General features: G+C 68.0%; 19 protein-coding genes and 1 pseudogene. 13 read left to right on the top strand and 7 right to left on the bottom strand.

Annotated features, from left to right (window positions below; genetic code table 11):
* Positions 1–69: 69 nt before the first annotated feature.
* A complete protein-coding gene (ubiG, locus tag SP5_RS07915; protein WP_084220609.1) occupies positions 70–807 on the bottom strand; it encodes a bifunctional 2-polyprenyl-6-hydroxyphenol methylase/3-demethylubiquinol 3-O-methyltransferase UbiG in 738 nt (245 codons plus the stop codon).
* Positions 808–861: 54 nt separating this feature from the next.
* Here ubiG and SP5_RS07910 point away from each other — a divergent pair, with 54 nt between their 5' ends.
* From SP5_RS07910 to SP5_RS07900, 3 genes are all read left to right on the top strand, one after another.
* Positions 862–2,112: an aspartate kinase gene (locus SP5_RS07910; protein ID WP_042486617.1), complete on the top strand. Its 1,251-nt coding sequence runs from the start codon at positions 862–864 to the stop codon at positions 2,110–2,112.
* Positions 2,113–2,458: 346 nt separating this feature from the next.
* Positions 2,459–3,445, top strand: a complete 987-nt coding sequence (locus SP5_RS07905) for an NAD(P)H-dependent flavin oxidoreductase (protein ID WP_042486632.1) — start codon at positions 2,459–2,461, stop codon at positions 3,443–3,445.
* Between the two features lie 242 nt (positions 3,446–3,687).
* Entirely contained in the window at positions 3,688–4,485 is a 798-nt protein-coding gene (locus tag SP5_RS07900; protein ID WP_042486615.1) for a hypothetical protein, read from the top strand.
* Positions 4,486–4,488: 3 nt separating this feature from the next.
* On the opposite strand, the gene SP5_RS07895 is transcribed toward SP5_RS07900, so the two are convergent.
* Together SP5_RS07895 and SP5_RS07890 are read right to left on the bottom strand one after the other, a co-directional pair.
* The gene (locus SP5_RS07895) at positions 4,489–4,695 is read right to left on the bottom strand and encodes a helix-turn-helix transcriptional regulator (protein WP_042486613.1); all 207 of its coding nucleotides are present in this window, start codon (positions 4,693–4,695) and stop codon (positions 4,489–4,491) included.
* Positions 4,692–5,111 carry a hypothetical protein gene (locus tag SP5_RS07890; RefSeq protein ID WP_042486610.1) on the bottom strand — a complete coding sequence of 140 codons (420 nt, stop codon included), beginning with the start codon at positions 5,109–5,111 and terminating at the stop codon, positions 4,692–4,694. The genes SP5_RS07895 and SP5_RS07890 overlap by 4 nt, the downstream gene beginning before the upstream one ends.
* Before the next feature lie 99 nt (positions 5,112–5,210).
* Here SP5_RS07890 and SP5_RS07885 point away from each other — a divergent pair, with 99 nt between their 5' ends.
* The 6 genes from SP5_RS07885 (at position 5,211) to pal (ending at position 10,064) form a co-directional block, all read left to right on the top strand.
* On the top strand, positions 5,211–5,681 hold the full coding sequence (locus tag SP5_RS07885) for a YbgC/FadM family acyl-CoA thioesterase (RefSeq protein ID WP_042486607.1): 471 nt from the start codon (positions 5,211–5,213) through the stop codon (positions 5,679–5,681).
* Positions 5,678–6,370, top strand: a complete 693-nt coding sequence (gene tolQ / locus SP5_RS07880; RefSeq protein WP_042486604.1) for a protein TolQ — start codon at positions 5,678–5,680, stop codon at positions 6,368–6,370. The genes SP5_RS07885 and tolQ overlap by 4 nt, the downstream gene beginning before the upstream one ends.
* 13 nt (positions 6,371–6,383) lie before the next feature.
* Positions 6,384–6,842, top strand: a complete 459-nt coding sequence (gene tolR / locus SP5_RS07875) for a protein TolR (RefSeq protein ID WP_042486601.1) — start codon at positions 6,384–6,386, stop codon at positions 6,840–6,842.
* A complete protein-coding gene (gene tolA / locus SP5_RS07870; protein ID WP_042486600.1) occupies positions 6,842–7,852 on the top strand; it encodes a cell envelope integrity protein TolA in 1,011 nt (336 codons plus the stop codon). Before tolR ends, tolA begins: the two co-directional genes overlap by 1 nt.
* Positions 7,853–8,069: 217 nt before the next feature.
* Complete coding sequence (tolB, locus tag SP5_RS07865; protein ID WP_042486629.1) at positions 8,070–9,479, top strand: Tol-Pal system beta propeller repeat protein TolB; 1,410 nt, start codon at positions 8,070–8,072, stop codon at positions 9,477–9,479.
* 60 nt (positions 9,480–9,539) lie between these two features.
* The gene (gene pal, locus SP5_RS07860; protein WP_042486597.1) at positions 9,540–10,064 is read left to right on the top strand and encodes a peptidoglycan-associated lipoprotein Pal; all 525 of its coding nucleotides are present in this window, start codon (positions 9,540–9,542) and stop codon (positions 10,062–10,064) included.
* 140 nt (positions 10,065–10,204) lie between these two features.
* Here pal and SP5_RS07855 read toward each other — a convergent pair whose 3' ends face one another.
* The 3 genes and pseudogenes from SP5_RS07855 to SP5_RS19080 all read right to left on the bottom strand — a co-directional run.
* The gene (locus SP5_RS07855; RefSeq protein ID WP_042486594.1) at positions 10,205–11,077 is read right to left on the bottom strand and encodes a S1/P1 nuclease; all 873 of its coding nucleotides are present in this window, start codon (positions 11,075–11,077) and stop codon (positions 10,205–10,207) included.
* Between the two features lie 10 nt (positions 11,078–11,087).
* On the bottom strand, positions 11,088–12,014 hold the full coding sequence (locus tag SP5_RS19085; protein ID WP_042486626.1) for an isoaspartyl peptidase/L-asparaginase family protein: 927 nt from the start codon (positions 12,012–12,014) through the stop codon (positions 11,088–11,090).
* A gap of 180 nt (positions 12,015–12,194) precedes the next feature.
* Positions 12,195–13,136, bottom strand: a pseudogene (locus SP5_RS19080) (acyltransferase family protein); the annotation flags it as partial.
* A 150-nt stretch (positions 13,137–13,286) separates the two neighbouring features.
* Here SP5_RS19080 and ispG point away from each other — a divergent pair.
* Both ispG and SP5_RS07835 read left to right on the top strand, forming a co-directional pair.
* Entirely contained in the window at positions 13,287–14,414 is a 1,128-nt protein-coding gene (gene ispG / locus SP5_RS07840) for a flavodoxin-dependent (E)-4-hydroxy-3-methylbut-2-enyl-diphosphate synthase (RefSeq protein ID WP_042486590.1), read from the top strand.
* Complete coding sequence (locus SP5_RS07835) at positions 14,411–14,824, top strand: NUDIX hydrolase (RefSeq protein WP_042486587.1); 414 nt, start codon at positions 14,411–14,413, stop codon at positions 14,822–14,824. Before ispG ends, SP5_RS07835 begins: the two co-directional genes overlap by 4 nt.
* A 133-nt stretch (positions 14,825–14,957) precedes the next feature.
* Here the strand turns inward: SP5_RS07835 and SP5_RS07830 are convergent, their stop codons facing one another.
* Positions 14,958–15,728, bottom strand: a complete 771-nt coding sequence (locus SP5_RS07830) for a transporter (protein WP_052811458.1) — start codon at positions 15,726–15,728, stop codon at positions 14,958–14,960.
* Between the two features lie 240 nt (positions 15,729–15,968).
* Between SP5_RS07830 and SP5_RS07825 the strand changes: the two genes are divergently transcribed.
* A complete protein-coding gene (locus SP5_RS07825) occupies positions 15,969–16,865 on the top strand; it encodes a DMT family transporter (RefSeq protein ID WP_042486584.1) in 897 nt (298 codons plus the stop codon).
* Complete coding sequence (locus tag SP5_RS07820) at positions 16,862–17,341, top strand: GNAT family N-acetyltransferase (RefSeq protein WP_042486581.1); 480 nt, start codon at positions 16,862–16,864, stop codon at positions 17,339–17,341. Before SP5_RS07825 ends, SP5_RS07820 begins: the two co-directional genes overlap by 4 nt.
* Positions 17,342–17,433 lie beyond the last annotated feature (92 nt).

Raw genomic sequence — 17,433 nt, 5'->3', positions numbered from 1 at the left:
GGTCGCCATTGGCCGTGCGCTTGCGGAAGCGCCCCACCCCCGGCCCCTCCCCTGAAGGGGAGGGGAGATTTAGCGGGTCGCCGTCACGAAATAATCGAGCGCGGTCGAGTCGCTGACCATGAAGCCCTTGGTCGGCGAATAACTCAGTCCTCGCACGTCGCGCACCGTCAGCCCGGCCTCGGTCAGCAGCGCCGACAGTTCGTCAGGCGTCAGGAACTTCGACCAGTCATGCGTGCCCCTGGGAATTTGCCCGGTCCCCTCGGCCAGCGTGATGAGTGCCAGTTTCGACAGCGGCGTGCGGTTGGGCGTCGACAGGATCATCAGCCCGCCCGGCGCCAGCGCATCGGCCAACCCGCGCACGAATCGCGCCGGATCGGACACATGCTCGATCACCTCCAGCGAGGTGACGAGATCGAACGTCTCGCCCGCCAGCCCCTCGACGCTGCCCGCGCGATAGTGGATCTCCAGCCCCGACTGCGCGGCGTGCGCGGCGGCGACCGCGACATTCTCCGGCGCGGCGTCAAGCCCCGTCACCTCTGCGCCGAGTCGCGCCAGCGGCTCGCACAGCAGCCCCGCGCCGCATCCGACGTCCAGCGCGCGCTTGCCCTTCAAGGGCGTGAAGCCCTGACCATCGGCGTTCCAGTGTAGGTCGATCTGCTCGCGAATATAGCGCAGCCGGGGCGGGTTGAGTCGGTGCAGCATCGCGCTCGACCCCTTGGGGTCCCACCAATCCGCCGCCATCTTTCCGAAATGTGCGGCTTCGGCCCCGATAATGGTAGAATCGTTCAAATCGCTTGCGTTCGTCATGGGGGCTACCTATCAGGACCGCCGTTTTACCCCAAGGAGATTGGCAAAAACCGCATGGCCCGTATCGTGATGAAGTTCGGCGGCACCTCGATGGCCGGAATCGAGCGCATCCGCAACGTGGCGGCGCGGGTCAAACGCGAGGTGGAGGCGGGCCATGAGGTCGCGGTCGTCGTCTCTGCAATGGCGGGGGAGACCGACCGGCTGGTCGGTTTCTGCCGCGAGGCCTCGTCGCTTTACGATCCCCAGGAATATGACGTCGTCGTCTCGGCGGGCGAACAGATCACCAGCGGGTTGCTGGCGATCACGCTCCAGGCGATGGGCGTGCCCGCGCGCTCGTGGCTGGGCTGGCAGTTGCCGATCCACACCGACACGGCGTTCGCCAAGGCGCGGATCGGCGAGATCGACACGACCGCGCTTGACGAGAGTCTGGCGGCGGGCGTGGTCGCGGTGATCCCCGGTTTCCAGGGCGTGGCCGAGGGCAACCGGGTCACGACGCTGGGGCGCGGCGGATCGGACACCAGTGCGGTGGCGGTCGCGGCGGCAATGAAGGCGGAGCGGTGCGACATCTATACCGATGTCGACGGCGTCTATACGACCGACCCGCGCATCGTGCCCCGCGCGCGCAAGCTGTCGAAGGTCACCTATGAGGAGATGCTGGAACTCGCCAGCGTCGGCGCCAAGGTGCTCCAGACCCGCTCGGTGGGTCTGGCGATGAAGGAACAGGTGCGCGTGCGGGTGCTCAGCTCGTTCGACGACGCACGGGACGAAGACGGACATCGCGGCACGTTGATCGTGGGCGAAGAGGAAATCGACGATATGGAACGCCAGCTCATCACCGGCATCGCGCACGACAAGAACGAAGCCAAGATCACCCTGACCGCCGTGCCGGATCGCCCCGGCGCGGTCGGCGCGATCTTTGCGCCGCTGGCCGATGCGGGGATCAATGTGGACATGATCGTTCAGAACATCGCCCATTCGACCGGCTCGACGGACGTGACCTTCACCGTGCCCTCGGCCGATCTGGCGCGCAGCCTGGACGTGCTGGAAAAGGCGAGCGGCGAGATCGGCTATGGCAATCTGGTCCACGACACCCGCGTCGCCAAGATCTCGGTCGTCGGCGTCGGCATGCGCAGCCATGCGGGCGTGGCCTCGACCATGTTCCAGACGCTGGGCGCGCGCGGGATCAACATCCTTGCGATCACCACATCGGAGATCAAGGTCAGCGTGCTGATCGAGGAGGATTACACCGAACTGGCGGTGCGTGTGCTGCACACTGCCTATGGGCTGGACGCCGAAGCGGCGTAATCGGTCGGCCCCTCTTCGGCTGTGTTCGGGGAGGGGTCTTTTTGTTCGCGCGAAGCCGCGAAGACGCGAAGCGTCTTCAAGAAGAATGGTTCGCGCGGAGGCGCGGAGACGAGGAGGGGGCGTATCCAGCCGCGCCGCCGCTCCCTTTTCAACCATCGTTGATGAAGTGATGGCGCTGCCGCGCGCCGGATATCTCCGCGGCTCCGCGTCTCCGCGCGAACAAACTCTTCGCGTCATCGCGGCTTCGCGTGAACCAAATCTTGCCGTCCGCCCCGCTCCACGGCATGGAGCAAAGATGACCGATACCCTGACCACCACCACCGGCGAACAGCGTCTCGCCACCCGCATGGCGCGCGGCGCGGAGTTCCTTGGCGCCGACATGGCGATCATGGCGGGCGCCATGTCCTGGGTGTCGGAGCGCAATCTCGTTTCCGCCATGTCGAACGCGGGCGGCTTCGGCGTGATCGCGTGCGGCGCGATGACGCCCGAGTTGCTCGACACGGAAATCGCCGCGACCAAGGCGATGACGCAGCGCCCGTTCGGCGTGAACCTCATCACCATGCACCCGCAGCTGTTCGACCTGGTCGCGGTCTGCGGCCGTCACCAGGTCGGCCATGTCGTGCTCGCCGGCGGCCTGCCCCCCAAGGGCGCACTGGAGGCGATCAAGGACACCGGCGCCAAGGTCATCTGCTTCGCGCCCGCGCTGAGCCTCGCCAAGAAGCTGATCCGCTCGGGCGTCGACGCGCTGGTGATCGAGGGCATGGAGGCGGGCGGCCATATCGGCCCGGTTTCGACCAGCGTGCTGGCGCAGGAAATGCTGCCTGAGATCGCGGCCCAGCTTCCCGTCTTCGTCGCGGGCGGCATCGGCCGGGGCGAGGCGATCGCGGGTTATCTCGACATGGGCGCGGCGGGCGTTCAGCTGGGCACACGCTTCGTCTGCGCGACCGAGTCGATCGCGCATCCCAATTTCAAGAAGGCGTTCATCCGCGCCTCGGCCCGCGACGCGGTGGCGAGCGTGCAGATCGACCCGCGCCTGCCGGTCATCCCGGTCCGCGCGCTGAAGAATGCGGGCGGCGAACTCTTTACCGCCAAGCAGCGCGAAGTGGCCCAGGCGCTCGACGAAGGTAAGGTGGCGATGATGGAGGCGCAGCTCCAGATCGAGCATTACTGGGCGGGTGCGCTGCGCCGCGCGGTGATCGACGGTGACGTCGAGCATGGTTCGGTGATGGCGGGCCAGTCGGTCGGCATGGTGACCAAGGAAGAGCCGATCGCCGATATCCTCGCCCAGCTGATGGCCGAAGCCGCCGCTGCGCTGGTCGCCCGCGCCGCCTGATCCTCCCCGGTACGGGGAGGTGGCAGGCCGAAGGCCTGACGGAGGGGGGCTTCCCCGAGGGATGCCCTTGATGGTGCGCCCCCTCCACCACCGCTTCGCGGCGGTCCCCCTCCCCGTGCCGGGGAGGATTTCCACCCCTCGGACATACGCCTCGTTTCATCGCACGGGTTACGACGTATTAACCTTGTTTCGGCATGACGTGGCCCATAACCGGGGGGCGGGGTTTTCCGAGGATCAGGGTCATGGCGAGTTTGCGTATTGTATCGGGTTTGGCGATCGGCCTGTCGCTGGCGGGTTGCGCCGCGCGCGAAACGGCCAAGGTCGCGCCGCCGCCGGTCATGGTGCCGGCCCAGCCGCAATATGTCCGCGCGCCGATGCCCGCCGGTGCCACGCCGGGCATGCGAATCCCCGCGCTTCTGCCCGATGGCAATTACGCCACGCCGAATCGCTCGCTGACCAGCGCGGCCACCGTCTGGCACCTGCGCTCGGGCCTCAACGTCGCCGCGCTGGCCTGTCGCGGACCGGATGAGGGGCAGATCGTCACCCGCTACAACACCATGCTGACCGTCCAGCGGATCGAGCTGGCGGCGGCGGAAAAGCGCTATTCGGCGGAGTATCAGGCGCAGGGCGGCGACTGGCGCGACAATTATGACGACGCGATGACCCGGCTCTATAACTTCTTCTCGATCACGCCGGTCCGCAAGACCTTCTGCGCCGCCGCCGACGAGGTGCTGGCCGATATCAGCACCGCTTCCGGTTCGGCGTTCGACACGAAGGCGGCCGAGCGGCTGGACAAGCTCAACGCGCCCTTCATCGCCTTTTTCCGCGCCTATGACGCCTGGCGGGCGGGCACGATGGTGCCGGTGCAGCAGGGCGTCGCCCCGCTGTCCATCGCCAGCAGCGCGGCCCCCGCCATCGCCCCCGCCAGCGCGCCGAGCGGTCGGGTCCTGTCGAGCCAGCCGGTGCCCGCCGCCAAGCCCTATACCCCGCCGGTCATCAATCCGCCCTCGCTGAAGGTCGATCCGGCCGCGATCCGGTAAGCGTCAGTCGGCGATCCAGAACAGCGATTCGACCGGTCGGCCCAGGGCGCGCGCCAGCTTGAGCGCGAGCAGGGTCGAGGGCTGGAAGACGCCGTTCTCCACCGTGTTGATCGTCTTGCGGCTGACCCCGATCGCCTCGGCGAGCGCGCCCTGGGTCAGCCCCGCCGCCTCGCGTGCGGCCTTCAGGTCGTTGGCCAGCGTCTCGTTCATCGACTGGCGCGCAGTTCCAGCGTGGCGAAGGCGGTCAGCGCGGCGGTGAGTCCGGCGGTAACGACGACCCTTCCCAGGGCGACGGCGCTCAGCGGTACAAAGGACGACACTGCGATGGTCGCCGCCGTCGCCAGAATCATCGCCCAAAATCCGGTGGCCAGGCTCGATCGGCGATGATCGCGGGTCGTTTCGTCGTTCATCAGCGCCGAGAGTCTGTGTTGTCGAAACAGGAAGGGGACGCTGGTCAGATTGAGCGCGGTCAGCCCGATCAACACGAACCAGGCCAGAAGGCGGTTGGGTTCGTCATGGCCGTTGGCGATCGACAGGATGGTCGACGCCAGCAGGCTCAAGGCCAACAGATAAAAGAGGATCGCCCGTAACAGGCTGTTGCGTTCGGCTTTCTCGACAAGACCCATGATGCGCCTCCTGTAACCTATAGGTGTCATGTAACCCATAGGTAACAGGCGCGCAAGTGCCTTCCTTCCCCCGGATGGATGGGTTAACGGGCAGTCACCATGACGGTGACAGGAGAAGACCAGCCGAAGGGCGGCCGCTTCGAGGGGCATGAGCATCGCTTCGCGGTGCGTGTCTATTTCGAGGATACCGACCTGTCGGGCGTGGTCTATCACGCCAATTACCTGCGCTATATGGAGCGCGCCCGCTCCGACATGCTGCGCGTCGCCGGGATCGACCAGCGCGCCGCGCATGAGGCGGGGCAGGGCGCCTATGCCGTCACCGATATCGCCATCCGCTATGCCGCCTCCGCGCGGCTCGACGACGACCTGATCGTCGAGTCCCGACTGATCGAGGTCAGTGCGGTGCGCGTCGTCATTCATCAGACAGTCAGGTGCGGGGCGGTCAAGCTGACCGACGCGCGCGTGACCGTCGCGTGGGTCGGCCCGAACGGCCGCCCGCGTCGGCAGCCCGCCGACTGGATCGCCATCTACCAACGCCTTGTCTGGCAAGGGGACACTCAACACCCATGAATCCCGTCTTCAACATGGATGCCGCCAGTTTGTCGCCCGTCGCTTTGTTCATCCACGCCGACTGGGTGGTGAAGTTCGTGATGATCGGCCTGCTGCTCGCCAGCATCTGGACCTGGACGATCATCGTCGCCTTTTCACGCAAGCTGGCGCGCACGAAAAAGGGCATGACCCGGTTCGAGCGCGATTTCTGGAAGGCGGAGGATATCGACGCCTTCCACCGGATGGAGCAGGACAATGAACTGCCCTCTGCGCGGGTCTTTTCGGCGGGGGTACAGGAATGGCGGCGCTCGACCGCGGGCGGGCATATCGACCGCGACGGCACGCGCGAGCGGCTTGCCACCGCGATGGGATCGGCCGTGGCGGGTGAGATCGACAAGCTGTCGGATCGGCTGAACGTGCTGGCGACGGTCGGCTCGGTCGCGCCGTTCGTCGGGCTGTTCGGCACCGTCTGGGGCATCATGCGCAGCTTCACCGGCATCGCGCAGGCGCAGAACACCTCGCTGGCCGTCGTCGCGCCGGGCATTTCGGAGGCGCTGTTCGCCACCGCGATCGGCCTGTTCGCCGCCATCCCGGCGGTGATCGCCTATAACCGCTTCAGTCACGGCGTGAACCGGGTCGAGGCATCGCTGAACCGCTTTGCCGACGGGTTCCACACCACGCTCAGCCGCCAGCTCGACGCGGCGCGTTGAAAGGGTAGCGGCGATGGCCATGAACCTCCCCTCCCGCTCCGGCCGGGGGCGCCGCGCGCCGATGGCGGATATCAACGTCACGCCGCTGGTCGACGTGATGCTGGTGCTGCTCATCATCTTCATGGTGACCGCGCCGCTCTTGACCAGCGGCGTGCCGGTGAACCTGCCCGACAGCCGCGCCAAAGCACTGGACCAGGAGCAGAAGCCCGAACAGATCGCGATCGACGAACAGGGGCGCATGTTCCTGAACGATGACGAGATCACCGAAGGCGACCTGCCCGCGAAGCTCGACGCGATCGCGGCGCGCAAAGGCCCCGACGGACAGGTGCCGCAGGTCTATCTGCGTGCCGACCGGGCGCTGGATTATGGCCGGGTGATGCGGGTGATGGGCGAGCTGAACCGCGCCGGGCTGAACCGCGTATCGCTGGTCACCGTCGAAGGTGGCGCAGGCGAGGGAGCGGGCACCCGCTGATGGAGCGTGGGGAACGGACCGGGCTGGCGATCGCGGTCGCAGGGCATATCGTCCTGTTCGGCCTGTTGTCGGTCGGCTTTCTGTCGACGCCGAACCCGGAAAAGCTGAAGGTCACGCCGATCGACATCTCGCTGGTGAAGGATGTCGCGCTGGACGCCGCGTCGCCGACACCGAACCAGCAGGCGGCGCAGTCGGTGGCGCCGGAAGAAGGCGCGCCCGAGGACGCCGCGCCTCCCGAGCCGGTGGAGGCCGAACCTGAACCCCAGCCCGCGCCGCCGCCGCCCGCGCCTCAGCCGAAGCCGCAACCCAAGCCCCAGCCCAGGCCGGAGCCCAAACCCGAACCCGCGCCCAAGCCGCGTCCGGTGCCAAAGCCAGAACCCAAGCCCAAACCAGTGGAACGGCCGCAGCCCAAGCCGCAACCGAAGTCAAAGCCTGCGCCCGCCAAGCCCGCTCCGGCCAAGCCGGTCCGTGAGGCCAAGCCCGCGCCTGCGCGTCCGACCCGGTCGGAAGCCAAGCCTGCGGCAGCCCCCAAGCCGACGACCCCGGCACGCGGCAGCGGCAAGAGCGAGACGGCGAAGACTACGCGCCCGCGCGGCTCGCATCTGGGCGCCGACTTCCTGAAGGGGCTGTCGGCCGATCCGTCGCCGTCCAAGTCGCAGGCCGCGCCCGCCGCCAGGATCGGTGCGCAGCAGCTGGCCAACATCGCCTCGGCGATCCTGCGGCAGGTGCAGCCCTGCGCCAACCGGCAGGTGACGCCGGGTCCGGGCGCGGAACGGATTCGTGTCGCGATCAACCTCCACCTCAACAAGGACGGCAGCCTGGCCGCTGCGCCGCGTGTCGTCGGGCATAGCGGCGTCGATGGCGAGAATGAGCGCTATGTCGACCGGGTCGACGATCTGGCGATCGCCACCTTCAAGGGCTGCTCGCCGCTGCGCGGGCTCCCGGCGGAGCTGTACGACGTACCGGGCGGCTGGAGCAATTTCACGCTGCGCTACAAGCTGCCGGGTTGAGGATGATCGGTCCGTCGCTTCGTCCCTGCCCGGTGTCGATCCCCTTTGACGCGGTGGCCGCGTGCCGGGCGACAGGCGCGCAAGGGATCGTTACCAAGGTGACGGCGGTTTTCACAAACTGTCCATTACGCGACATGCCATCGGCGCATAATGGAGCGCCCGGCGGCTGGAGCGATGGTCTACTACGTTTCGGACTCCCGGGTTGAGGATCATGTTTATGCCCCGTTCCCTGCTGACCCTGCCGCTTACGCTGGCACTGGCGGCCAGTGCCGTCGGTGCGCAGGACGTGCCCGCGCCCACTCCACAGGCGCAACCGCCGGCCCCCGCCGGACAGCAGCCCGCCACCCAGCCCGCGAACGGGCAGGAAGGGCTGGTCGTCGATGTCGAGGGCGGTATCTCCGCGCCGATGCCGATCGCCATCCCCGCCATGCCGACCAGTGCGGTGGTGCAGACCGCGGCGGGCACGACCGATGTGGTGGGGCAGAAACTGTCCGAGATCATCGCCAACGACCTGCGCAATTCGGGGCTGTTCACGCCGATTCCCCCTGCGCAGCTGCGCACCGTGTCCTTCCCGGAAGTGACCGCGCCCGCCTTCGACTATTGGAACGGCACCGGCGCGCAGGCGCTGGTCCAGGGCTATGTCCGCGCCAATGGCGACGGCACGCTCACGGTCGGATGCTATCTGTACGACGTGCTGGCCAAGAGCGAGCTGGCGCGGCAGGGCTTCGTCGTGACGCCGGGCGACTGGCGGCGCGCGGCGCATAAGTGCGCCGACACCATCTATACCAAGCTGACCGGCGAAGGCCCCTATTTCGACAGCCGCATCACCTATGTCTCGGAAACGGGGCCGAAGGCGCGGCGCATCAAGCGGTTGGCGATCATGGACCAGGACGGCGCGAACCACCGCTTCCTGACCAACGGCCAGTCGATCGTGCTGACCCCGCGCTTCGCGCCGAACCAGCAGTCGATCGTCTACATGTCCTATATCGACAAGCGGCCCGCCATCTATGTCTATGACATCGGTACCGGGCGTCAGCGGCTGGTGGTGCAGAACGCCGCGACGACCTTCGCGCCGCGCTTCTCGCCCGATGGCCGCTGGATCCTCTTCTCGATGGCGCAGGGCGGCAATACCGATATCTACCGCGTGTCGTCGCAAGGCGGGGCACCCCAACGCCTGACCAACGCGCCCGGCATCGACACCGGCGGCAGCTATTCGCCCGACGGATCGAAGATCGTGTTCGAGAGCGATCGCTCGGGCGGGCAGCAGATCTATGTCATGAACGCCGACGGATCGAACCAGCAGCGGATCAGCTTTGGCGGCGGGCGCTATGCGACGCCGGTCTGGAGCCCGCGCGGCGACCTGATCGCCTTCACCAAGCTGGGCGGGGCGTTCCGCATCGGCATCATGAGCCCGTCGGGCGGCGGCGAGAAGCTGCTGACCAACAGCTGGCAGGACGAGGGGCCGAGCTGGTCGCCCAATGGCCGGGTCATCACCTTCCAGCGTTCGACGCAAGGGGCGTCGGGCAAGGCGGATGTGTGGATGGTCGACCTGACCGGCGTCAACGAGCGCCGCATTCCGACGCCGCTCGACGGGTCGGACCCGGCCTGGGGGCCGCTGCGCCAGTAAAGAGTTGCGCCAGTTGAGAGTTTCGGGGGCCAAACCAATCTGTAGGGAGTTGAGAGTCCGATGACCAAGATCAAGACCACGCTCGTCGTCGCCACCATGGCGATCGCCATGGCAGGCTGTGCCAAGAAGCGTCCCGAAGTGCTGCCGCCAGCCCCTGTCAGCCAGGGCACCGGCGTCGATTCCAATGCGGGCGCGACCACCAACCCGGACGGCGCGATCGTTCCCGGCTCGGACGCCGACTTCAAGCGCTCGGTGACGTCGAATACGATCCATTTCGGGCTCGACCAATATGGCATCGATCCCCAGTCGCGCGCGATCCTGGACAGCCAGGCGCAGTGGCTGGCGCGCTATCCCAATGTCCGCATCACCATCGAGGGGCATTGCGACGAGCGCGGCACCCGCGAATACAATCTCGCACTGGGTGACCGTCGTGCGAACGCGGCCAAGAATTACCTGGCGGCGCGCGGTGTCTCGCCCGAGCGCATGAACGTCATCAGCTATGGCAAGGAACGCCCGATCGCGCTGGGTTCGGACGAAGCCAGCTATGCCGAGAACCGTCGTGCCGTGACGGTGGTACTGAGCTGACCGTCCAATCCTCCCCAAGCTTGCTTGGGGAGGGGGACCGCGCCCCCAGGGCGTGATGGAGGGGCGTGGCCGGTCCGTCTGCCCCTCCACCACCGCTTCGCGGCGGTCCCCCTCCCCATCAAAGATGGGGAGGAATAGGATTACCCCCGGAACGCGCTGTTCAGCAGTTTCGCCAGTCGCAGCCCGCCACGCTTCACCTGCTCGCGCTCGACCGGCGCCATCGCGCGGACCGCGGCTTCGTCCATCTTCATGTGCGCCGGCGTCGGCTGGCACGGATCGCCGCCCATCGCGGCGGCATAGGCGCGCTTGGCGATGGCCCAGTTCTCGCGGCTCCACGCCGTCACGTCACCCGCCGACTCGCGCCGCCGCTCGGCCGCCGAATAGGCGCGGACCAGCTTGGGCGGGGTCGAGATCGCGCGCTCGGCGAGCAGGCCGTCCCAGATCGAATGCAGGTTCAGGCGGGGCGTCGCATAAGTGCCGTAATCGACATGGGTGTCGTTGCCGCCCTTGTCGCTTTTGTCGCCCGCATGGAGCGGCTGGTGCAGGTCGCCGACGAAATGGACCAGGAAGGCCAGCGCCATCACCCGTTCCTTCGCGCCCGAGCGCTTGTTCTTCAGGATGGCGAGCTGGCGCGGAATCTGTGCCGACACGCAGTCGCCCGTGTCGCAGGCCGGGGGCAGGCGGAAGGGCTGGCAGATGTCGATATTCTGATAATGCCAGACATAGGCATAGCCGAAGCGCGACTTGCCGTTTTCATCCTTCAGCGGCTTGACGCAATCGGGCCAGACACTGGCCTCCTCGATCGTCCGCACCGGACAGGTCGGCGTGTCGAGCTGGGCCTGTGCGCGCAGGATCTGGCGGATTTCCGCGCGGGCATGGGGGGTGATGTTCGCCCAGGCGATGGCCGCGACGGTCTCGTGGCCATATTCCCAATAGGCGGCGGCGGGGGAGGCGAGGGACAGGCTGCCGAACAGGCTCGCCAGCATGCCGAGGAGGATACGCAAGTGCTTCATGGCGCGCCTTTTATCCCTCGTCGGCGTAGATCGCCACCTGATGTTCGCCTGCCGATGTCGCCCGACCGCGATACATGCCCGCCGTCGTCATGCTCCACGCGATGGTGCCGTCGGGCGCGGCGACGATCGTGCCGCCGGTGCCGCCCAGCGCCTTAACTTCGGCCAGCACCGTATCGGCGGCGGCCTGAATGCTCTCGCCGGTGAAGCGGCGGCGCGCGGCGATCTCATGCCCGACGCCCACGCGGATGAACACCTCGCCCGAGCCGGTGCACGACACCGCGCAGGCCCGGTCGTCGGCATAGGTGCCCGCACCGATCAGCGGCGAATCGCCGATCCGCCCCCAGCGCTTGCCCGTGACGCCCCCGGTCGAGGTGGCGGCGGCGACATGGCCGTGGCAGTCGCAGGCGACCGCACCGACCGTGCCATATTTCATGTCGCTGTCGAAGGCGTCGGCGTTGCGGGAGAGCAGTTCGTCGAGCTGCCGCCGCCGCTCGTCGGTGTGGAACCAGGCGGGGTCGACCTGCTCCAGCCCCTGTTCCGCCGAGAAGCGATCCGCGCCCGGCCCGGCAAGCAGGACATGCGGGCTGGCCGCCATGACCTTGCGGGCGAGCGACACCGGGTTGCGGGTGCGCGTCACCCCGGCGACCGAACCCGCGCGCCGGTCGCGCCCGTCCATGATCGCGGCGTCGAGTTCGTTGGTGCCTTCGCGCGTGAAGCAGGCCCCTCGCCCGGCGTTGAAGTGCGGATCGTCCTCCAGCACGCGCACCGCCGCCTCGACCGCGTCCAGCGCGCTGCCGCCCTCGGCCAGCACCGCCGACCCGGCCTTGAGCGCGGCGTCCAGCCCGGCGCGCGCGCCCGCATCCTGCTCGGGCGTCAGGACATCACGGGTGATCCGGCCCGCGCCGCCATGAATGACCAGCGACCAGGATGGGGACATGGGCGAAACTCCGAAATTGTCAGGGAAATCGCCCGCGCCCCTATCAGATCGCAGGCTTGCTGCCATCCCCCGGGGCCTCAGGCCGATCAGGGGGCGCAGCCACTTCACCTCGCGGCCTATCCGGTAAAAGACCCAGCATCCCGCCACCGTCGCCGCGATCAGGATCACGGCATCGAGCCAGAGCGGCCAGCCCAGCCCGCGCAAGGCAAAGGCGACCAGAATGATGATCGTCTGGTGGATCAGGTAGAAGGGGAACACCGCCTCGGTCAGTGTCCGCCGCCAGGGGTGGTCGCGGTTCCAGAATCGCTCGGCGATGCCGATCAGCGCGACGACCGCCATCCAGCCCTGCACTGCCCGTGCGCCCGCGAACAGGATGCCGAACCCCTTGGGCGCGCCCATCAGTCCCGGCCAGCGCCATTCCAGCCCGGCCGCGACCGCATAGCTGGCCAGCGCGATGACGCCCGCAACCGCCCAGCCGCGCCGGAAGCTGTCCAGCACCCGCTCCGACCCGGCCATGCCGAAGCCGAACAGCAGCGCCGGGAAATAGATCGCATGGGCGAGCCAGTCGCCGAGCAGCGCATGGGTCTCCGACTGGCCGGGAAAGAAGCGGATATCGATCAGCAGCAGCCCGACCACGGGTAGCACCGCGCCGCCCCAGCTGCCCAACACCCGGTCGAACACGCGCTGCGCCGCCCCGGCCCAGCGGTGCCCGACCGCCAGCATCAGCGCGATCGCCATGGTATAGACCCACAGATAGCCGACGAACCACAGATGGTTCCAGGCGGGCGTCGGCACCACGCCGCCGATCGCGCGAAAGCTGAGCCAGTCACGCGCCCAGAAAACCCAATAAGACGCGGCATAGCCATATTTGCTCGCCAGCTCGGCCCAGATCTGCGGCGGCACCAGCACGCAGACGCCGAAGAGCAGCGGCACGAGCAGCCGGATGCTGCGTCCCCGCGCGAAGCTGAGGATGGTCGGATGCCGCACCGCCAGCGCGCGCGTGGCATAGCCCGACACGACGAACAGCAGCATCAGCCGCCACGGATTGCTCGCCAGCATCGGGATCGCGACCCAGGGCAGGCTCGCCAGCTGTACGTGAAAGCCCCAGGGTACGAAGACCATGCCGATATGATAGAGGATCAGGATGGCGAAGGCGCCGATCCGCAACCAGTCTAGGCCGTAATGGCGGGGGATGGGGGCGGCAGCGGTCATTTGCGGGTCTGGTACAGCACTGACTTTGAACCGCAACTCGCTGCGCGTATATAGGGGTCCATGTCCATTCGTCCCTGGCGTGATATCGCCCGCCGCCAAAGCCGTCAGATCATGGTGGGCAACGTGCCCGTGGGCGGCGACGCCCCCGTCACCGTGCAGACCATGACCAACACGCCGACCAGCGATCCGGTCGCCACGCTCGACCAGATCCGGCGTTGCGAAGAGGCGGGGGCGGACATCATCCGCGTCTCCTGCCCCGACACCGATTCGACCGCCGCGCTGGCCAAGATCACCAAGGCGGCGCGCGTGCCGATCGTCGCGGACATTCATTTCCACTATAAGCGCGCGCTGGAAGCCGCCGACGCGGGCGCGGCCTGCCTGCGCATCAATCCGGGCAATATCGGATCGTCCGAGCGCGTCGCCGAAGTCGTCCGCGCGGCCAAGGCCAATGGCTGCGCCATCCGCATCGGCGTGAATGCCGGTAGCCTCGAAAAGGACCTGCTCGAGAAATATGGCGAGCCGTGCCCCGAGGCGCTGGTCGAATCGGCGCTCGACCATATCAAGCTGCTCCAGGACCATGACTTCCACGAGTACAAGGTCGCGGTGAAGGCGTCCGACGTCTTCCTGGCGGTGGCCGCTTATCAAGGGCTGGCCGAGGCGACCGATTGCCCGCTGCATCTGGGCATCACCGAAGCGGGCGGGCTGATCGGCGGGACGGTCAAGTCCTCGATCGGCATTGGCTCGCTCCTGTGGTTCGGGATCGGCGACACGATCCGCGTCTCGCTCTCGGCCGAGCCCGAGGAAGAGGTGCGCGTCGGTTTTGAAATCCTGAAGGCGCTGGGCATCCGCAATCGCGGCGTGCGTGTCGTGTCCTGCCCGTCCTGCGCACGACAGGGCTTCGACGTGATCCGCACCGTGCAGGTGCTGGAGGAACGGCTCCAGCATATCCGCACGCCCATGTCGCTGTCGGTGCTGGGCTGCGTCGTCAACGGTCCGGGCGAAGCGCGCGAGACTGATATCGGCGTGACCGGCGGCGGTAACGGCAAGCATATGGTCTATCTGTCGGGCCTGACTGACCACACGGTCGAGGATGCCGACATGGTCGAACATATCGTCAAGCTGGTCGAGGCCAAGGCCGCCGAACTGGACGCCGCCGACGCCGCCAAGGCCGCGATCGCGGCGGAGTGACGGCTCCCGTCCTCCGCATCGCCGCCGCCCTGATCGAGGACGGGGCGGGGCGGTTGCTGCTGGTGCGCAAGGCAGGCACGTCCTGCTTCATGCAGGCGGGCGGCAAGATCGAACCGGGCGAAGACCCCGCCGCCGCGCTGGTCCGCGAACTGGACGAGGAAATCGGCCTGCGTGTGGGCGCGGACGACCTGAGGCTGATCGGCCGCTTTTCGGCGGAGGCGGCCAATGAGCCGGGGCATCGGATCGACGCCACCGTCTTCCACCTGCGCAGCACGCATGTGCCTGTTCCGGCGGCAGAGATCGAGGAAGCGATGTGGGTCGATAGCGACATGGCGGAAACGATGACGCTGGCACCACTGCTCCGCGACCATATCCTGCCCCGGTGGCGCCAGATGCTGGTGCGTGGTTAAATCCTCCCCGGTACGGGGAGGTGGCAGGGCGTAGCCCTGACGGAGGGGGGGCTGCCTCATAGGACGCCCTTTGTTGCACGCCCCCTCCACCACCGCTTCGCGGCGGTCCCCCTCCCCGTACCGGGGAGGAGCGTTACAACCGCAGCCCCAGCCGCACGCCTGCGCCGACATCGGGGGCGCCCTTGCTGACCCCGGCACTGCCCTGCACGCCTAGCGACAGTCGCTGCGACAAAGCGGTATCCAGACCTGCGCCGATCTCCTGCCGGTCGGCGACCTGATCGCTGGCCCGTGAGGCATAATTGTACGACACGCTGACCTCGCTCGCCTTGCCGATCCCGAGAGCGACGCCGCCCCGTGCGCTGGTAACGTCGCGCAAGGCATAGCCGTCGGGTTGCCCGACAAAGCTGTGGCCGACCGCCGCGAAGGGCGTGACCTTGCCCGGCACCGCCGCCTCCGCGACGATCGAGTAATCCGCCTTGCCCGTTCCCAGCCCGCGCGCGGCGGAGGCGGTGGGCAGCTTGGCGTTGCCGGTCAGCGCAAGGGCGAGGTGATGGCGGTGCGGCGGGATCACCTGGACCGATGCACCGACCACCGCATCGCCCAGCCCGCTGCGCTTCACGCGGGTCGCGGGCTTGGTCGGGTCAATGAACAGAGGCAGGCCCAACGGCCCGCCCGGCGCGACGACATTGCCCGGCGCATCGACCTGCACCACGGGCAGCGCGGCGAAGACCGTCACCCGCTTGCGCTTGACGCGCAGCCCGAAGGTCGAACTGGCGCTGCGCACCTCCTGGCTGGTGCCGTATCTACCCGACGCATAGTCCGCACCGACCGAGGCGGTGACCTGCGCGCCCGCGGGGGCGGCCAGCAGCATCGCCAGACCCGTCGCGACGATTAGCGTCTTCATTCCCTTTGTCCCTTGGTGTCCTGTTCCCAAGGGGCAACGGATGCGGGATGGGGTTTAATCCCGGAAAATCCTCCCCGGCACGGAGAGGGGGACCATGCGTAGCATGGTGGAGGGGGGCGTGCCGCCGGCGACATCCCATGGGGAAGCCCCCCTCCGTCAGGGCTACGCCCTGCCACCTCCCCGCGTGCGGGGAGGATTGCCGTCTCGCCTTTCCCCCGTTGCCCCGGTATCGCTTGCGCCATGAGCGCGCGCACCTCCCCCGTCATCGCCTTTGGCGCCGCCGCGCTGGGTATCGCGATCTATTCGGTGATGGACACGCTGATGAAGCGGCTGTCGATCGATAGCGGCGCCTATAGCGCGGTGTTGTGGCGGTCCTGGGTCGGGGTCGCGATCACCGGGGCGCTGTTCCTGATCCAGGGCGGGCGCTGGCCGGGGCGGGAGGCGCTGCGCCTGCATATCGCGCGCGGGGCGACCGGGGGCGCGTCGGTGCTGCTGTTCTTCTGGGGGCTGGCGCGGGTGCCGATGGCGCAGAGCATCGCGCTGACCTTTCTCTCGCCCCTGATCGCGCTGTTCCTGGCCGCCTTCATGCTGGGCGAGACGGTGCGGCGCGCGGCGATCCTGGGGTCGTTGATCGCGGGCGCGGGCGTGCTGGTGATCGCGGGCGGCGAGGTTCAGGCGCAGGCATCCACCCAGGTCGTGCTGGGGTCGCTGGCAATCCTCGTCGCCTCGATCCTCTATGCGGTCAGCCTGGTGCTGTTGCGGCGTCAGGCGCAGGTGGCGGGTCCCACCGAGGTCGCGCTGTTCACCATGCTGGTCATCGCGGTGTTGATGACGCCCGCCGCGCCCTTCGTCTCGGGCTGGCCCGCCGCGCAGCAATGGCCGAGCATCGTGATCGCCGCGCTGCTCGGCAGCCTGTCGGCGCTGCTGCTCGCATGGGCCTATGCGCGCGCCGAGGCGCAGGTGCTGGCGCCGGTCGAATATACCGCCTTCGTCTGGGCGGCGTGCCTGGGTTATGCGGTGTTCGGCGAGCATGTCTCGGTCTTCACCCTGGCGGGCGCGGCCCTGATTATCGCCGGGTGCGTGGTGGCCGTCCGGCGGCCGGTCGCACCCGGAGCGCAGAGCGAGGCAGGTTTATGAGCATCATCCTTCGTCCGGCCGAACCGGCCGATATCGCCACGATCCTCGGTTTCGTCCGCGAACTCGCGGCGTTCGAACGCGAGCCGGACGCGGTCGTCGCCACCGGGCCGATGCTGGCCGAAGCGCTGTTCGGCGTGCCTCCGGCGGCGGAGGCGGTGATCGCCGAGCGGGACGGGCAGGCGGTCGGCTTTGCGCTGTTCTTCGCCAATTTCTCGACCTGGACCGGGCGGCGGGGGCTGTATCTGGAGGACCTGTACGTCACGCCCGCCGCACGAGGGGCCGGGGTAGGCAAGGCGTTGCTGATCCATCTGGCCGGAATCGCGCGGGATCGTGGCTGGGTGCGGTTCGAATGGTCGGTGCTCGACTGGAACACGCCCGCGGTGGAATTCTACCGGGCGATGGGGGCACAGGCGCTGGACGATTGGACTGTCCAGCGGGTGTCGGGGGCGGCGCTGGAGCGGCTCGCGGGGCGGTAGACCAAGATAGGGTTCGCGCAGAGGCGCGGAGGACGCAGAGGTGTCTCGCCCGCTGCTGGCCGCATCCCGCAACAATCCGCCGGAGATGCAGG

The organism is Sphingomonas parapaucimobilis NBRC 15100 (assembly GCF_000787715.1).
GTDB classification, from domain to species: domain Bacteria; phylum Pseudomonadota; class Alphaproteobacteria; order Sphingomonadales; family Sphingomonadaceae; genus Sphingomonas; species Sphingomonas parapaucimobilis.
This window is presented reverse-complemented; position numbering and strand designations above follow the sequence as displayed.

Coding starts and splice junctions, on each gene's coding strand:
- SP5_RS07890 (WP_042486610.1), bottom strand. CDS start 5,111: ATGGGTCTTGTCGAGAAAGCCGAACGCAACAGCCTGTTACGGGCGATC.
- tolQ (WP_042486604.1), top strand. CDS start 5,678: ATGAATCCCGTCTTCAACATGGATGCCGCCAGTTTGTCGCCCGTCGCT.
- ubiG (WP_084220609.1), bottom strand. CDS start 807: ATGACGAACGCAAGCGATTTGAACGATTCTACCATTATCGGGGCCGAA.
- SP5_RS07900 (WP_042486615.1), top strand. CDS start 3,688: ATGGCGAGTTTGCGTATTGTATCGGGTTTGGCGATCGGCCTGTCGCTG.
- SP5_RS07885 (WP_042486607.1), top strand. CDS start 5,211: ATGACGGTGACAGGAGAAGACCAGCCGAAGGGCGGCCGCTTCGAGGGG.
- tolB (WP_042486629.1), top strand. CDS start 8,070: ATGCCCCGTTCCCTGCTGACCCTGCCGCTTACGCTGGCACTGGCGGCC.
- tolA (WP_042486600.1), top strand. CDS start 6,842: ATGGAGCGTGGGGAACGGACCGGGCTGGCGATCGCGGTCGCAGGGCAT.
- pal (WP_042486597.1), top strand. CDS start 9,540: ATGACCAAGATCAAGACCACGCTCGTCGTCGCCACCATGGCGATCGCC.
- SP5_RS07825 (WP_042486584.1), top strand. CDS start 15,969: ATGAGCGCGCGCACCTCCCCCGTCATCGCCTTTGGCGCCGCCGCGCTG.
- SP5_RS07895 (WP_042486613.1), bottom strand. CDS start 4,695: ATGAACGAGACGCTGGCCAACGACCTGAAGGCCGCACGCGAGGCGGCG.
- SP5_RS07855 (WP_042486594.1), bottom strand. CDS start 11,077: ATGAAGCACTTGCGTATCCTCCTCGGCATGCTGGCGAGCCTGTTCGGC.
- SP5_RS07910 (WP_042486617.1), top strand. CDS start 862: ATGGCCCGTATCGTGATGAAGTTCGGCGGCACCTCGATGGCCGGAATC.
- tolR (WP_042486601.1), top strand. CDS start 6,384: ATGGCCATGAACCTCCCCTCCCGCTCCGGCCGGGGGCGCCGCGCGCCG.
- SP5_RS19085 (WP_042486626.1), bottom strand. CDS start 12,014: ATGTCCCCATCCTGGTCGCTGGTCATTCATGGCGGCGCGGGCCGGATC.
- ispG (WP_042486590.1), top strand. CDS start 13,287: ATGTCCATTCGTCCCTGGCGTGATATCGCCCGCCGCCAAAGCCGTCAG.
- SP5_RS07820 (WP_042486581.1), top strand. CDS start 16,862: ATGAGCATCATCCTTCGTCCGGCCGAACCGGCCGATATCGCCACGATC.
- SP5_RS07830 (WP_052811458.1), bottom strand. CDS start 15,728: ATGAAGACGCTAATCGTCGCGACGGGTCTGGCGATGCTGCTGGCCGCC.
- SP5_RS07905 (WP_042486632.1), top strand. CDS start 2,459: ATGGCGCGCGGCGCGGAGTTCCTTGGCGCCGACATGGCGATCATGGCG.